Origin of the sequence: Nonomuraea sp. NPDC049646, assembly GCF_044465525.1 — a bacterium.
Lineage (GTDB): Bacteria > Actinomycetota > Actinomycetes > Streptosporangiales > Streptosporangiaceae > Nonomuraea.
Genome location: NZ_JBITLU010000008.1, coordinates 1 through 13,100, shown reverse-complemented (window position 1 = coordinate 13,100; position 13,100 = coordinate 1). Strand labels below are relative to the sequence as shown.

At 62.4% G+C, this 13,100-nt stretch carries 12 protein-coding genes; 6 read left to right on the top strand and 6 right to left on the bottom strand.

Annotation, left to right across the window (positions count from 1 at the left end; translation table 11 throughout):
- Positions 1 to 314: 314 nt before the first annotated feature.
- The 4 genes from ACIBQ8_RS23930 to ACIBQ8_RS23915 form a co-directional block, all read right to left on the bottom strand.
- Positions 315 to 857 carry a GrpB family protein gene (locus ACIBQ8_RS23930; RefSeq protein WP_397193003.1) on the bottom strand — a complete coding sequence of 181 codons (543 nt, stop codon included), beginning with the start codon at positions 855 to 857 and terminating at the stop codon, positions 315 to 317.
- Between the two features lie 246 nt (positions 858 to 1,103).
- Positions 1,104 to 1,901, bottom strand: coding sequence for a hypothetical protein (locus tag ACIBQ8_RS23925; RefSeq protein ID WP_397193002.1), 798 nt, complete (start codon positions 1,899 to 1,901; stop codon positions 1,104 to 1,106).
- Positions 1,898 to 2,398, bottom strand: coding sequence for a SigE family RNA polymerase sigma factor (locus ACIBQ8_RS23920; protein WP_397180035.1), 501 nt, complete (start codon positions 2,396 to 2,398; stop codon positions 1,898 to 1,900). The genes ACIBQ8_RS23925 and ACIBQ8_RS23920 overlap by 4 nt, the downstream gene beginning before the upstream one ends.
- 541 nt (positions 2,399 to 2,939) lie before the next feature.
- On the bottom strand, positions 2,940 to 3,353 hold the full coding sequence (locus ACIBQ8_RS23915) for a hypothetical protein (RefSeq protein ID WP_397180036.1): 414 nt from the start codon (positions 3,351 to 3,353) through the stop codon (positions 2,940 to 2,942).
- Between the two features lie 241 nt (positions 3,354 to 3,594).
- On the opposite strand from ACIBQ8_RS23915, the gene ACIBQ8_RS23910 reads away from it, so the two are divergent.
- Positions 3,595 to 3,906 (top strand): immunity 53 family protein, encoded by a 312-nt coding sequence (locus tag ACIBQ8_RS23910; protein ID WP_397193001.1) that lies wholly within the window; start codon positions 3,595 to 3,597, stop codon positions 3,904 to 3,906.
- 813 nt (positions 3,907 to 4,719) lie between these two features.
- On the opposite strand, the gene ACIBQ8_RS23905 is transcribed toward ACIBQ8_RS23910, so the two are convergent.
- Positions 4,720 to 5,211: a hypothetical protein gene (locus ACIBQ8_RS23905; protein WP_397193000.1), complete on the bottom strand. Its 492-nt coding sequence runs from the start codon at positions 5,209 to 5,211 to the stop codon at positions 4,720 to 4,722.
- Between the two features lie 465 nt (positions 5,212 to 5,676).
- Here ACIBQ8_RS23905 and ACIBQ8_RS23900 point away from each other — a divergent pair, with 465 nt between their 5' ends.
- The 5 genes from ACIBQ8_RS23900 to ACIBQ8_RS23880 all read left to right on the top strand — a co-directional run bounded on the left by ACIBQ8_RS23900 (position 5,677) and on the right by ACIBQ8_RS23880 (position 10,208).
- On the top strand, positions 5,677 to 6,198 hold the full coding sequence (locus ACIBQ8_RS23900; protein WP_397192999.1) for a hypothetical protein: 522 nt from the start codon (positions 5,677 to 5,679) through the stop codon (positions 6,196 to 6,198).
- Positions 6,199 to 6,559: 361 nt separating this feature from the next.
- Complete coding sequence (locus ACIBQ8_RS23895) at positions 6,560 to 6,988, top strand: DUF4279 domain-containing protein (protein WP_397192998.1); 429 nt, start codon at positions 6,560 to 6,562, stop codon at positions 6,986 to 6,988.
- A gap of 126 nt (positions 6,989 to 7,114) precedes the next feature.
- The gene (locus tag ACIBQ8_RS23890) at positions 7,115 to 7,327 is read left to right on the top strand and encodes a hypothetical protein (RefSeq protein WP_397192997.1); all 213 of its coding nucleotides are present in this window, start codon (positions 7,115 to 7,117) and stop codon (positions 7,325 to 7,327) included.
- A 1,425-nt stretch (positions 7,328 to 8,752) separates the two neighbouring features.
- Positions 8,753 to 9,325 carry an RNA polymerase sigma factor gene (locus ACIBQ8_RS23885; RefSeq protein WP_397192996.1) on the top strand — a complete coding sequence of 191 codons (573 nt, stop codon included), beginning with the start codon at positions 8,753 to 8,755 and terminating at the stop codon, positions 9,323 to 9,325.
- Positions 9,318 to 10,208 (top strand): CU044_5270 family protein, encoded by an 891-nt coding sequence (locus ACIBQ8_RS23880; protein ID WP_397178808.1) that lies wholly within the window; start codon positions 9,318 to 9,320, stop codon positions 10,206 to 10,208. The genes ACIBQ8_RS23885 and ACIBQ8_RS23880 overlap by 8 nt, the downstream gene beginning before the upstream one ends.
- A 784-nt stretch (positions 10,209 to 10,992) precedes the next feature.
- Here the strand turns inward: ACIBQ8_RS23880 and ACIBQ8_RS23875 are convergent.
- On the bottom strand, positions 10,993 to 12,756 hold the full coding sequence (locus ACIBQ8_RS23875) for an AIPR family protein (protein WP_397192995.1): 1,764 nt from the start codon (positions 12,754 to 12,756) through the stop codon (positions 10,993 to 10,995).
- Positions 12,757 to 13,100 lie beyond the last annotated feature (344 nt).

Here is a 13,100-nt window from a genome sequence, read left to right as displayed (position 1 = left end):
CACCGCCGCAAGTACGAAGGCAGCGTTCCCCAGGGACCTCACCGTCTGCCCCCCATTTCCCCCTCGCCCGGACCCGCTCAATACAGGATCGGGGTGAGCCATGCCCCGATGCATCGCGGACGGATGATCGGGGTCATAAGTCGCCGAACCCCGGTTTTCCGCCTGGTAGGGAAGCCAGTGGCTGTTCCATTGTGGCGAGGGTGCTGCTTTCCTCGGCACAATCGAGACATCGGAACTCGTCGCTCGCCCGGCGACCCGACCGGTTACCTGTTCAGGTGCCGCACATGGCGTACGCGCCCCACATCTGACCTCGGTCACCTCGGCACCTGGCTGGCATCTATGGACGCTAGTTCAGCGTCACTCAGACCGGCTTCCGCGAGGATGGCCTGCACCATCGCGTTCTTCCCTCGGACGTAGTCGTCGATGTCGGCGGCGTTCCCGGCAACGCGCTTCTTCACCATGGCGTACTGGTCGCGGAGTCTCGCGTTGGTTCGCAGGATGTCTCTGACCGCGAGGTGATTGCGGAGGGACAGCGACCCCTCGACGATGACATAGGTGTGGGTCCCGGCGAATCGTGCCGGTGCCTTGAAGGCCCATCTCTGGGGGATCCCCAGCTCGCCCCGTGGTGAGAACCCCAGGCCGATCAGGACGTCCGAGGCGGCTGCGACGTCCCGCTCCGCCACCACGATGTCGCAGTCGATGATCGGCTTGGCGGCCAGCCCGGGGACTGACGTGCTGCCGACATGTTCGATGGAGATCACAGCGACCTCGGCGGCTGCCAACGCCTCGGCATACTCCCTGCACAGCGCCTCGAACCGATCCGGCCATGTGGGGTCATAGTCGACTACCGTGATCACGGCTGGAGCCTAGCGGGCGTGACGGGCTTCCGTGAGTAATGCGCAGAAGTCCGGCCGCCGACCACGTTCCGTCGGGGCCGAACACGCGATGATCAGCCCTCCCGGTAGCCCCAGACCAGACGTCGGCCGGCCACCGTCCGGGACCGGCCCCCGCCGCACGCCCGGACGGCGCGCGGGCTGAGGGCCGCGGCGCCGCTCTTCCGGTGCCCCTGTCAGGCGGGACGCCGTCAGTCATCGCGCCTCGGGTCAGGACGTCCGGTGCGCCCGATCGATGGCGGTCGGGGCCGCGGTCGGGCGGTCGTAGATGCCGACCGCCCACTCGCCAGGCTGCTCGCCGACCTCCGCCGAGAGACGTTCGAGCACGTCCTGGTGGGAAAGCTCACCGCTGGCCGCCTGCTCGTCGCACATCGTCGCCCCCTTCAGGAACGGCCTGCAGCGGCCGAGTTCTTCGACGACCTTGACGACGGGGGCGTCCGCGGGGAAGACCCATACCTGGATCGCTTGCCGGCCCTTGAGCCAATTGGCCGGCGCCGACCGCCGGTCGTGGTGGCCTCCCGCCCCGGCTCCGCACCGCCCGGACGTGCCGCCCGCTTCACCGCCCCTGAGTGGAATCCTGACGACGACCCAGGCTCTGGGATCCGCACAGACCACCTTGTAGCCAGTGGAAACGCTCGTCGGCGTGAACATCACGCTCTTGCGGACGCCTGTCGTACCGAAGCGCTGGGTGTGGATGAGGGGAAGGGTGAACCTCTCGGCTCCCAGCACTACGGAAAACGTCTTGGGCGGTTCGGGGGGCGTCTGGATCCGTGCCGAGCTGGGCGGCGCGGCCACCGCGGCCTGGTCGGCCCGGTCGGGGCCCGTCAGCATGACGGCGGCGGCGACGGTGGCGACGGCCAGCACCCCGACGTTCAGCGAACGCCGGCCCCGCCGTATCCGGCGGCCTCGACGGACGATCGCGTCGAGGTGGGGGACCGGTTCCCTGCCGGTCGCGTCGTGGGCGTACGCGTCCAGGAGCGTGCGCAGGTTGCTCTCCGTGTGCCTCATCGCTGGAGCTCCTCCAGGTTCATGGTGCGGATGTCCGGATCGACGCGCAGACGGGTCAGGGCCCTGCCGAGCTGACTCTTGACCGCGCCCAGCGAGCAGCCGATGATGTCGGCGATCTGGGTGAGGGTCCGTCCCTCGAAATAGTGCAGGACGATCACCGCGCGCTGGCGGGGCGACAGGGCTGCGAGGGCTTTCCACAGCGCCGCCCGGTCCCCCACGGCGGCCGCGTGATCCTGCGGGTCGGCCGTATCGGGCAGGGTCTCGACCGGCACCTCGCCGCGCCACAGCCGGCGCCACCAGGTGGCGTGGGTGTTGACGATGATGCGATAGACGTACGGATCGGGGTTGCCCTCGATCCGCCGCCAGGCCACCCATGCCTTGGCCAACGCCGTCTGCACCAGGTCCTCGGCGGTCCCCCAGTCCCGGGTGAGGAGGTACGCCATCCGGCACAGCCGTAGATGGCGATGCGCCACGTACTTGGCGAACCCGTCGTCCATCAGTCATCTCCGTCTCGTCGTCTCCGGCGATGACTACAAGGTGGGGGGCACATACGGATGACAGTCCCTCGCGGCACAGTCCGGCAGGCTTCTGCACAGCGACGCTCGCCCCGCCTCATCCCCCGCCCCGCTTGGACGGCCCCGGCAGCCGTGCCACGCGCTTCGACACCGTAACCGGCACCGCTGCCACGCTGAGCGCTCACGCCGAGGCCAGGCAGGCAGAGATCGTCCTCAATACACCGCGCCACCCCGCATGGGCACGGCCTCCCGCAGGCGAGCGGACACGGCGCCGAGGACGCCGCGGAAGCATGGGCTATCAAGCCGAGCGGACGCCCACGACGCTTTCGGATCGGGCCGGACGACTCTCTGATCGAGCTGACAACGACTGAAAATGTGGCTCGTCAACGCGACCGTGCAAGCTACCGACGGTTGCAACTCGTGACCGTTCCCACCGAGAGATGACCCTCGATTTGCGGCGCGAGTGCACGCGACGGTACCGGTATCTGTGATCAGAGCACAGGCAGACGCGATCGCTCGTTGCTCAATCCGCGTAGTACTCCCCGTACCAATGTGACCTCGACTCGGGTGAGAAGCCCTCGAAGTCGCCGGCTCGCTCACCCAACAGGAGGTAGTCCAGCGCCACCAACGCCTCGGGTGAGTTCATCGCGGCGAGAAACTCCTTGGTCCGCTCAAGTCCGGCGCCGCAGAGCAACTGAACATCGATGGAAGCACCGGCATCCCAGCTCGACCTCTTGGCATCCCAGATCGTCAGCACATCGTCCAGATGACCGGCATTGAACAACTGCACGCAGCAGAGCTTCATCAACTCGGTATCGCCCTCACCCTGCGCACTTCGCTCCAGCGCCGCCTGCGTTCTCAGCGTCTCTCGAATCTCGTCGAGATCACCCCCAGACGGTCGAAGACCGTAGCGTCGCAGGCTCTCATCCTCGTCCAAAAACCCTCCCAATGAGGCCCGCGACCAACGTTCTGATCTATCACCACGCGCACCCGGCCACCTAAACAGTGGAGCCTAGGAGACTCGAACTCCTGACATCCTGCTCGCAAAGACGCATGCTGATCTCCAACAGAGAAGATGCAGTTCAGCGCACTGATCGCGGTCACGGTGACTCCCTGCTGTTCTCTTTGGGTCACCGTCCCATCGGGCACGCGACGGGCACGGCTGCCAGACTCACCACGTGATCACCGATGCACTCAGCTTCCTTCAGTCTTGGTACGCCTCCCGCTGCGATGGCGACTGGGAGCACGGCTACGGCGTGGCGATCGCCACGCTGGACAACCCAGGATGGCACTTGAAGATCAATCTTGTGGATACACCTCTTGCAGGCACCCAGCTGGATCGGCTGGTAGTAGAGCGGACTGACGACGACTGGCTGCACGTCTGGAGCGATGGCATTCACTTCGAAGGAGCATGCGGCCCGCTCAATCTTGGTGAGATGCTGGAATCGTTTCGGCACTTCGCTGGCGGCGCTGCCTCGCCTTCCCCCTAATGCATGCCCGCGCTGACGGCAGGACTGGTTCGACTGGCCTTGCCCAAAGCCAGTCACCGAGAACCCGGCAACGGCGATCAGCCCCGATGCCTCGCCACCAAGCAGGTTCAGATATGAACCACGACCAGGCAATCGTAAAGGCGGGAATGGTGACTACTTCACCAATTTGGAAGAGTTGGAAACATCGTCGCCTGAGCTACTGCGCTGCTGGTCGGGCCGTCAGACGCATGGGCCGTCGCTCCACGTAAGCCCCGTTGATCGCCTTACTATCGGACACGTATTGGAGGCGGTTACTCTGATGCAGCTTTGATCGGAAGGGGGAGTAGATGATTTTAAGGGCATGCAGTCGGGTGTTGATGGGGATCGGGCTTACGGTCCTTGTTCCCAGCATCCTCATGCAGTTGGGGGTGCAGGACAAGTGGATGCATGCGAGGGTGGTCGAGCCGTCGAAAGCAAATGCATCCTTCCTGACACCGCTCGTGATCTCATGGATTGGTATCGGTCTGGGGATCGCGTGGGTGCTGGCGGCCATAACCTGCTTCCTCATACCGAGATCCATGGCCTATCTGCAGCGAACGGAGGGGCGCCAAGGCGGTTCGGGTGCGGTCGTTTAACCTCCTCGCCACCCGATCATCCCGTCTGCCGTCGACCCGCCCAAAGGGAAGCGGGCCACAGGTCACGGTTGAGCGCCCCAGCGGACGAACGCCCCCCTGACCCGTGGGCCTGGTCTGCTGGGCTTGTCCCGGGTCGATGGCGGAAGGGATGATCAGACTCCACCTCAGCTGCTCACAGCAAGAACGCCCGACGCGGCGATCACCCCTGAGCCGGAATGCCCCCGCCGGACGCTTCCTCGTTCGTGGCCACGCCGTAGAGGTGCTGACTCACCGTGAGATCGTTCTCCAGGATGTGGTCGATGGTCTCCCAGTAGTCCGAGAGCCATGGGTGTGCGAGGGCTTCGTCTCGGGTCAGCTTGCGTCCGTAGAACGGTTTATCTGGTGCAACTGCAGCTCCGGTCACCAACGTGCAGGCCGGGGTAGGGGAGTTCTCTACTGGTCCGACGCGGCATCCGAATGTGACCCGGTTGGGGCCGGGACGGCTGACCGGCTCGTCAGGTTCCCAGGCGTCGTCGAGGATGACGTCGATCCGTGATTCGTGGATTCCGTCGTGGTGGTAGCAGGAGGCGTAGTAGATCGCATAAGCCCCGTCGTCGTTGTTGATGAAGCCTGTCACGCGCTCGAAGGGGGCTTGGCAGCAATCGCAGGTACCGGTCTGAATGTCCCGGTCCGGGTCGATTCGGAGTCTCACGCTCGCATTATGGGGTGCGGCGGCGGCGTGGCCCACGTGCGGTGAGTGCGATGGGGACGGCGGGGCGAAGTGCGGCGGGCGGACCGGTGCCCCGCCGCCGGCCGGGACCGGTCCCAGGCCGCACGCCCGGATGACGGGCGGCCGTGCAGCAGCGTGCCGCGCCGCTGCCTGACGAGCTGGCAAGAGGAGCCCTCGACCCATCGGGCACGCAACGGGCACGCCCCCCGGAACAAGGCCCGCTAACGATCAGAACCACAGGCCGATGACCTGTGCTTTTGTATGAGCGGAGCCTAGGAGACTCGAACTCCTGACATCCTGCTCGCAAGACGGTCTGATCTTCAGGGACAACGGCCCCGACCGGTGCGGGTGACGGTCCGCGAGTGACCGTGACTGACCGCTGCCGACCGCCCTTAATGGCACGCTGATGGCACGACAGAAGCGAGAACGTTCCGGCACAATTACTGGATGTTCAACTTCGGGGTCCCCGGATACAGGCCGGAATGGTTGAGTGGACGCTCAGCGATCACGGCTGTTCATGGAGTGAGGCTGGGCCGTCTCACAGGGCGGCGGCTGACCCGCGCACTTCTGGTATGGGATCTCGACCAGGATGAGTGGCTCGCCGACTGCCCGATCCTTTTGGACTTCGATGGAGAACAGGTCGAGATCAAGCACTGGAAGTTCGACGAGGTCTCCATCACCTGGAACACCATCGATCCGAAGCGCGCGCTGGACTGGCAGGACTTCCACTTGGCATGGCGAGATGACGCACCAGACGAGCTCGCTGCACTGGTCGGTCAGACTTGTTCGGCAGTGGAGCTGCTGATGTGGAGAGACCGGGATCTCGTAGAAGGAACGATCGTGTCTCTGGGGTTCGGCTTCCCGAACGGCCAGGTGACGATCTACAACGCCCTCGATGAGAACGGCATCGAATTCACACCTCCTGGCGACCGCTACGCGCGATACACGATAGGACCATCCGATTCTTAGTTCGCCCAAGGCGACTCCCAGAAGTCGGAGTGCCGACGGTTTTACTGCGTACCGATAGTTCAGACGCTTACTGCTCTGCGACCTGCGGTTCTGCCGACTGCGGCGCCGGCAGTCCCGTACTTCATCCCGCGCATATGCCGGATCTTGAATCTCGGCCTTGTTCTGGTGTTCCAGGAGAGACTTGAACCATTCGCCTGCCTCCTGAGCCACCTTGACGAGCCTTGGCTGGGGCTCGCCCCATCGGTTGAGCAGACCACTTCTCCGCGCGGCTTGCGCATCCCACCCTGCCTACATCGGGAACTGTTCAGAGTCACCGCATGCAGGTCGATCAGTACGTATATCTCGCGCTCAAGATGAGCACGTGTCCGCTGTAGAGATGGCGGCACGGCTCGGCCTTGAGCCTGACGTGGTCACGGTCCGAGGCAGTAGAAGGCTGGAACCGCCGCACCCGACCGTTCATATCTCGCAGATCAACGGGCCACGGTCCTCAAGGCAGCCGGTGGATGACATGATCCTGGCCCTGGTTGGCCGGCTGGAACCCTACGCCAAGATGATCGGCGCGGTGGTCGATGAACTGGATCGGCATGAACCTGGAAACACGGCCACCATCCAGGTGGTTCGATTTTTTGGCAGTGAGGAGGACGGGGTCGCGGCCCCGGTCGTGCCCGCGCTTCCAGCCACCCCTGCTCGGCATCGGCAACTGGGATGGCATCCGGGTCGGCGCGTCCTGGACTTCTTACAGGTCACACGTGCCGAACTCGACGTCGATGAGTACGGAGACAATCTGTAGCAGAGCGTTAGCAACCGAGCCTGCGGTGGTCGGTCAGCTGGGAACTGCATCGATCACGGCCTGTTGGGGCGCTGAGCTGGGCAGCGAACTGGTCCCGAGCGACCCGACCGAATACGCGCAGCCGCTTTGATCAGCGACGGCGCCTCCCGCCTCGTCGACGGCTTTCACCTGGCGACCTGGCGCGAAGCCGTGGACACGATCGACCAGCACGGACGGGCGACCCTCATCACCCACGTCCGGGCCGCCGAGCATTCAGACCCGCATGGCGAACGATGGCCCCGCGGCAAGACCTACGACGACGCCACCGCTGCTCACATCTCATTCACCACGACGGAATAGGCATGTGATGTTGTCGTGGCGGACGCCGAAGGCGGCCACCAAAACACTGGTGGCCATGTGCTCCAAGTACCACCCCTGAGCCTCGATCTCCTCGATGAGCTCACCGATCTCGGGGAGAGTTCTCCCTTCGGGTGCCTTGTCCAGAGGGGCAGTGAACCGGGCGATGAAGACCCGCCGCCCCGCTGCATAGGCATGTTCGGCAGCCGCGACGACCTGCTGCTGACTAGGGCTAGGCCCACGAAGCACCATTGATGGCGCACCTTCCTGCCTTTTACGGAGAGCTGCCCTAACACAAGGCACACCGTGCATAATCCCAGCACAAGGCCAGTAGGCAATGCGACAACTTCAGCTCTCTCGCCGCACCTTCCAAGGCCCGTCCCTACCAACCGTGATCATTTCACGCATATTGCATCAAGGCCACTGAGACAGAACGTCAGACGACGGTGTCCCTCTCTTGTGCGTCTACTGCAGGTGAGCCCGCAGATTAAGGCCAGGAGCATGAAGCCGGTCGTAGCCGGGACCGCCAGCGTGGCAAAGGTCGCCACCACGACAATGATCGGCCACGCAGGCAGGCGGGCCAGCAGCGCTTGGCGAGCTTGAGCTAGGAGTCCCAATCACCGGCAGGCCAGAGGAGCAGCAGCGGTAAGAACGACACCACAGCCCCTGCCAAGGCGTACCTCAATAGAGGACGCACAACGTGATCGTCGGCGATCAGGGACGGCCAGGTCGATATCGAGGTAGCTGCTCTGCTGAACTTCGACGATCAGTAAGGGCGCGTCCCCCGCTGCCACCCTCCTGATCAGGCATTCTGGAGCACCTGACTGAGCAGCGACTTCCCAATCCGCTGCGGCACTTCTACGACCGCGTCGGACGTCTACTTCCATCCGCCGTCCGACGAGGTTGAGTGCCCTCGCCGATGCGCTTTCTCCACCTGCTGCATTCGTCCGGTGGGGCTTCAGCAGGCCCACCCAGCGACCAGTCACCGAAGGCGCGAGGTGCGCCGCCAGGCGCCCGATTCGGAATCGCCTGAGGCGTAGAGCGCAAAGCGCCCCAATGGCGAAGACCATTGGGGCGAGCACGAGCCAGCCATACCACCCAACCAAGACCGGGGTGGGGAGTATCCGGCCCACCTACACAGTGGAGCCTAGGAGATTCGAACTCCTGACATCCTGCCTGCAAAAACGATTTGATCTTCAAGCACAACAGCCTCGACCTGCACCGCCGGCTCCCTGAGCGACCGTGACTGACCACTACTGACCGCCCTTAATGGCACGCCAATGGCACGGCGATCACGACCGCCATCTACGCGGAGACCGAGGCAACCACACATGCACCAGCCTCCCCCTGCCCCTGCTAGCGCTGCGGGAAAGTTGACAGGGGTTGCGGCGAAGGGAGAGCAACAACCGTTCGCAAGAGGGTGAGAGCGTGACGAGCGAGACGTGCGAGCAAGTGGATGACGACGAACTCGTCGCCCGATTCCGGCTGGATGCGGAGGAGTTCACGGCCGTCTACGACCGTTACTTCCGGGAGGTGTACCTGTACGTGGCCGGCCGCCTCGATGTCCAGGCCGGAGAGGACGTCGCGGCCGAGACGTTCTGCCTGGCCTTTCGTGACCGGGAACGCTTCGACCCCGCCCGCGGAGGGATACGACCGTGGCTGTTCGGCATCGCCACGAACCTCATCGCCCGCCACCGACGCAAGGAAGCGCGCCACTACCGGGCGCTGGCCCGTACGGGCGCCGAGCCTCCCGCCGACAGCCATGAGGACCGTGTGGTCGACTCCGTTGCGGCACAACGTATGGGAACCCGCCTGGCCAAGGCCCTAACCACACTCAACGGGGGCGAACGCGACGTGCTGACGCTGATCTACCTGGCGGAGCTCACGCACCAGGAGGTGGCCGATGCCCTCGGCATCTCCTATGGAACCGTCGGCTCCCGACTCAACCGTGCTCGCAAGAAGATTCACCAGGCGATGGCCAAGGAGGACAACCATGGATGACCTGCGCGAGATCCGTCCCTTGCTCGCCAAGCCCGACCCATCTCCCGATGTGATCGCCCGGCGACGCCAACAGCTCCGTTCCAGCATGTACCGCCGCGCCCCTCAGCGACGAGCACGGTGGCTTTTGATCCCAGCCGCTGCCGTGACCATCACCGCCGCACTCGTGATCGTGCCCAGCCGTTTCGACGACTCCCAACCGTCGATCAGAAGCGCAAGGGACATCCTGCTCGTGGCCGCCAGCACAGCAGAGCACACCCCTGAAGGCTCCGGCACGTACTGGCACATCACCGTCACCCATGAGGGATCTCCGAAAGCGGAGTATTGGTACCGGCGCGACGGTCAATTCTGGCTCAAAGGCGAAGGGATGGGGCTCAAAAGCAATGGGCTGAAGGGTGAGGGCAAACTCTTCAAGTTCCCTGGAAAGCCCCAGCCGTTCGCGGTGGGGCCGTTGCGCATGAGCTTCCAGGAGCTGCGGCGACTGCCTACCGACGAGAGCGCCCTGTACTCCCAGCTACTGTCGGCTGTCACCCAAAGCGATATCCGCACCGGCGCAGGATCGCCAAGCACCGCCGAGCAGGACGGCTTCGCCATACAAGCGTTGATCTCGCTGATCAGTGAGGCGCCGGTCTCACCTCAAGTCCGCGCCGCCGCCTACCGAGCGCTCGCCTCACAACCTGGGGTCGTGGACCTCGGTGAGGCTGACGGGGGGCGACGCCTGAAGATCCCGCTGGCTCCCGGTGAGGGCACAGTGGTCGTGGATCCGGACACCGCAAGGGTTCGCAACACCCCCGTCTGGGTTCCCCTCACTGGAGGAGTCGCTTTCACCCAAAGCGGCGGCGTGACAATCGACGCCGAATGGACAGACCGACTTCCGACGGAGTGAAGCGAGTCCAGCCGAGCAGCAGCTACACGAAAGCCCAGGCCAACGACCTGGGCTTTCGTGTGTGTGGAGCCTAGGAGATTCGAACTCCTGACATCCTGCTTGCAAACGGGAGCCAGCTACACCGTCCAACGGTCACCATCCTGGTTAGCTGCAGATGTCGGCTGAGGGCGCCTGCCCTTACGCGGCAGCGTTGCTGTATTCCGCTGCTGTACAGCACCCACCACAAGTAGCCTCAGCCCACTCATCCGATGGCAAGGGGTCCCGTACCGCAGGGCCGCCAGGCCCGAGGAACGGAAGCCCCGCGGCAGCCTGACCTTCCGCTTTTCAGGCGGAGCAGCGCCCTATTCGGCTTATCGAGAACGTGGTCAGGCGCGTGTAGATGGTGGCGCGGATGTGTCGGAGAGTGGGGCCGTTGCTGCCAGTACTGCTGTTACCCCGGCCACGGTCCCCCTGGTGGCAAGGTCCGACGAAGGAGGGCCTTGCCGGCGATGGCCCCATCCCGTACGACAGTCACCGAAGTCCGCGATCGTCACGGCCTTATCCACCGTGCTGCCATCTGACCTGTAGCTGGTTCGAGGCAGACCGGAGGCGTTTAGACGCGCTTTCGCCTCCTGCTCGAGAGGCCTCGTAGAAGGCGGCCACGTTCGCCCAAGCCCACAGTCGTCCAAGTGGCGACTGTGGGCTAGCAACTTCGGGACCAGTTCCCCCGCAACCCGGCGGCAAGCCAATTCAGGAGCGCAGGGTCATCAAGACTCGAGCGCTGGAAGCGGTTCGGCAGAATTAATTAATGCCCATTGGTCGGTCGCTGCTGCTGCCTGCTGCGCGCCCTATGGAGACGCATGCAAAGTGTATTGTAGAATGTCTCGTACGGCGTGGCAGAAATCTTGTTATATAGATCCCTCAAGAGGAATGCATCCCCCGACTCTTCAGTTATAGACGTAAATCCAATTTCCGACAGAATTTCATAGGCAGTTAGATACGCCTCGATAAAATCATTGGGATTGGATTCGATCGAGCTGCGAGAATCTTCTATGAAGCGGACGAGTCTCGACGCTTCTTCATGTGCATCACGAGACCTATCGGCGAGATTTGTCGACGTAATGGCCCCGGCCGCCAGAAGACTAATATAAGCACTGTAAACTGGTTTTTTGAAGCGCTGGAAATACTGAGTTTCGGTTTCGGCAAAGACTCTGCTTACCTCTGCACGGCCGAGCCTACTACCCCCACTGATAACGAACAGTCCAGAAAAGACTCGATCTGCCGCGTCATCCCTTTCGTACAAGAGATCCAGCACTCCGGTCAGCAACTTGTTATAGTTGTTATCGAAGATATTGGTTGGCCGCTCGCTAAAGATACCCTTGTAGAGAGCCTTGGTCTCCTCATAGGTAATCTGCGTATCGCTGATAGTAGCAAGAAGATCTGTCACACCATGCGAGGCGTCGGGTTCGACCGATATACCCATCCGCGCAGCTGCACGTTGAACCAATTGCGGCCTAAGGTATTTCGCTAAATCCAAGTCGATCTGGCGAATCCTGTTTTGATAGTTTGCGGAGTGAGCCACCTCCCAAAGATCGTTTGACTCGACGACCTTTACCGCCACTAGCAGATTGTCTTGTACATGGTCGCGCCGCTGAACGATACACATCGTCGTCTGGCAACCATTGACGATAGAGGCGCTAGACAGCACAAGCTTGTGGCCAACCACTGTAACGCTTTTAGCCCGTATAGTTATGCCGTTATTTCTTTCGAGCATTTTTTCTGGAAGCTCTTCTACCGTTTTGAGAATCTTCCTATTTACCGACTCTCTATCCTGGTTTCGCTCCAAACCCAGGAATGACCGGATATTCTCAAAGAAGAGCCCATCTCCATGCTCGTCATAAAGCTTGATAAGCTCTTTGCCGGAGACGACTCCGAGATGAACAGAACCTACATGCAGCCAATTCTTTACGTCAAACTCAATTCCCGAGGGAACCTCGAAAGATTTCCTGTAGATGGACTGCAAAGTCAGGAGGAGCTCACTCCCGTCAGCGATGACAATTCGCTCCTCGCCGAGCAGCTCCTCAAAGAATTTCACCGAACTCCGTTTGCTGGTTCGGTACTTTCTTATCAGAGTATCCAGGTTAGAGGAAGTGACAACCAGAAAGACAGGCCGTGGTGCCGTTGGAGCGCTCAATTCCTCAAACAGGCTCGGCTGAGGTGACTCGTTATCGGCAAGGTAGGCCGACTCGAACCCTTCAAATTTACTTATTATTGAGTCTATTTCATCGACGCGACGAATTCGATATTTGGATTGCGCAAAAAGTTGGCTGCCGTCAGGATTCTGCGCCGTCAGAATGTCCACGCCGCCGTCATGGCTCAGCTTCTTATTAAGCTCGAATTCCTCAAATCCATTAAGCTTAGGAATTCGAGGGAGCAGCGCGTGAGCGAAATGAACAAACCTAAGCCCCTTGTTATGGGGGTTCTCGTCAGCCAGTTCCTCGTCTAGGTGCGCCGAGAATGCGTCATAGCTGCGGAGCCACTCTGGCAAGACATTCTGAGGCTCGGACACCGGCACCTCCTGGCCACTGGGCAGCCCTACAGAGTTAGGGTGCCATCGATTCTTGCATAAGAGGGACCAACACGCTCAAGAACACAATGACTATCTCGCTGTGGAACGTTACGCGTGGGCGGTGCTGGCCGCGACCGGCCGGAGAGCCGCAGCGCGGCCAGCAGCCGCCTGACGCGCGCCGGGCCGCCGCAGGCGGTCTGGCCTTGAAACCGTAGGGAAAGTTCTCATCCATTGCGAAGCACTTCGGCTTGTCCTGTCCCGGGACATGCTTGACACGTCGATCCCAAGACATGGGTGACAGGTGCTGTTGTCGGCCAGTCTGGCGTGCGTCGTTGCGGCGTCGT

Coding starts and splice junctions, on each gene's coding strand:
- ACIBQ8_RS23925 (WP_397193002.1), bottom strand. CDS start 1,901: ATGAGGCACACGGAGAGCAACCTGCGCACGCTCCTGGACGCGTACGCC.
- ACIBQ8_RS23920 (WP_397180035.1), bottom strand. CDS start 2,398: ATGGACGACGGGTTCGCCAAGTACGTGGCGCATCGCCATCTACGGCTG.
- ACIBQ8_RS23900 (WP_397192999.1), top strand. CDS start 5,677: ATGTTCAACTTCGGGGTCCCCGGATACAGGCCGGAATGGTTGAGTGGA.
- ACIBQ8_RS23880 (WP_397178808.1), top strand. CDS start 9,318: ATGGATGACCTGCGCGAGATCCGTCCCTTGCTCGCCAAGCCCGACCCA.